The organism is Streptomyces sp. MS06 (assembly GCF_047200655.1).
Classification (GTDB): Bacteria; Actinomycetota; Actinomycetes; order Streptomycetales; family Streptomycetaceae; genus Streptomyces.
In genome coordinates, this window is the sequence record NZ_JBJZOJ010000159.1 from 1 (window position 1) to 689 (window position 689).

A 689-nucleotide genomic window follows, 5' to 3' on the forward strand; every position below is an offset into this window, starting at 1 on the left:
GCGCCGGAGTGGTAGAGGTAGCGCACGCCGTTGGACTTCTGCGTGGCCAGGAAGTCGGTGGTGCCGTCGCCGCTGATCCCGTCGACCGCGGCGAGGTCCTCCATGGCGTTCCAACTCCACCCGATCTTGGTCCGGGAGCCGATGCCGCCGGACCCGGTGCCGGGGTAGAGGTACAGATAGCCGGTGGACTTCTCGACGCCGACGACGTCTCCGTAGCCGTCGCCGTTGAAGTCGCCGCCCATCAGCTCGGTCATGCCGTTCCAGCCGCCGGTGCCGATCTCCACCCGGGTGCCGTGGTGGCCGTCGGAGTTGATCGGGTAGGCCCAGAGCTTGCCGGTGGATATCTCCGTGCCGACCAGGTCCTTCCTGCCGTCACCCGCGAGCGGCGCGGTCAGCGTCAGGTCGGTCAGGCCGTTCCAACCGCTGGTGCCGATCTTGACCGGGGCGGCCAGGCCGCCCCCGGCGACGCCCGCGTACATCCGCAGCGAGCCGTCCGGCGTGTACACACCGATCAGATCGCCGATGCCGTCCCCGGTGACGTCACCGCCGGTCAGCCACTTCATGCTGTTCCAGCCGCCGGTGCCCACCATGACGCGGGTCAGCGCCGAGTAGTCCGGCCCCCGGTACAGCCACAGCTTGCCCGTCGTCTGGTCGACCGCGACGGCGTCGTCCACGCCGTCACCGGTCTG

At 70.0% G+C, this 689-nt stretch carries 1 protein-coding gene; it reads right to left on the reverse strand.

Annotated elements, in window-relative coordinates; genetic code table 11:
- On the reverse strand, positions 1 to 674 hold a 674-nt coding region (locus tag ACL02U_RS32930), incomplete at its 3' end, for an FG-GAP repeat domain-containing protein (protein ID WP_412794680.1).
- Between the last annotated feature and the right edge of the window lie 15 nt (positions 675 to 689).